The organism is Proteus sp. LHD240705 (assembly GCF_047921555.1).
Lineage (GTDB): Bacteria > Pseudomonadota > Gammaproteobacteria > Enterobacterales > Enterobacteriaceae > Proteus.
The window spans coordinates 1-891 of record NZ_JBLRMI010000029.1; the positions used below are offsets into that span (position 1 = coordinate 1).

The following is an 891-nucleotide window of genomic DNA, read 5'->3' on the forward strand; positions in this document are numbered from 1 at the left end:
AACGGTGCGCTTTCCGGGAAGTCGTTGGCGTTGTGAGCTGACATTCAATAATTTAAATGAAGAGAAATCGCGCCAGTTAGAAGCGCTGGTGGCTTCATTGGATGGCATGTCGGGGCGAGTCAAAATAACCAGTTGGATAAGAAAAGGGCGTTATGGGTATGGTTCGCCTCGTATTGCAATACCGAGCCAATTGGGTAATCGGCTAGAAACAAAGGACTGGAAGCGCAATATGCGCGTGTTACAACAAGGGGATCGCTTAACTGTGGGTAATGAACTCAAAATGGTGGTGGCGGATGTGGTCAGTGATAATCAAGGTCGTGCCATTATTCTTATTTCGCCGATGTTAAGAACATCACCTACCGTCAATGAAATACTCGAGGTTGAGCGTCCTTTTGGGATTTTTCGGCTCGTTGATAATGAACAGGGTAAATTTCAGCATCGTCGCTTGGGGTATACCCATATCACGTTATCTTTTGAGGAGGTGTTGTACTAATGCAATATCATCCATTTTCTGACGCCATGGTCAACGCGATTAATGAGGGGGCTTATATCGTTTTAGCTGCCAGACTCGATTTGAAATCAGGCGTGACCTGTGCGCATACCGGTGTTGGGCAACTGCTTATTGCGGGGGAAACTTATTTAGGTGTAGGAAGTTTAGGCGAAATCAGTCAGCTGAAAGAAAATAAGACAACCAGTCCTCCACAACTACAGCTTAAATTAGCCGGTTTTGATAAATCGCTGGTGGGAATGGTGATGAATGAGCAAAGTCGAGGACGCGAAGTGCGGTTGATGATGGTCGCCATTGGCGAAGAGGGGAAACCGTTGCTTGCTGAAGTCTTATTTGTCGGACAAATCACATCGATCAATGTGGTATCTGGTGAAGAGAATGCC

General features: G+C 46.1%; 2 protein-coding genes. Both read left to right on the forward strand.

Going from position 1 to position 891, the window contains the following annotated elements:
- Positions 1–493: hypothetical protein (locus ACNART_RS17825; RefSeq protein ID WP_416303678.1), on the forward strand; the 493-nt coding region annotated here is incomplete at its 5' end.
- Positions 493–891 (forward strand): hypothetical protein (locus tag ACNART_RS17830; protein ID WP_416303679.1); only part of this gene is annotated, 399 nt, incomplete at its 3' end. The genes ACNART_RS17825 and ACNART_RS17830, both read left to right, overlap by 1 nt.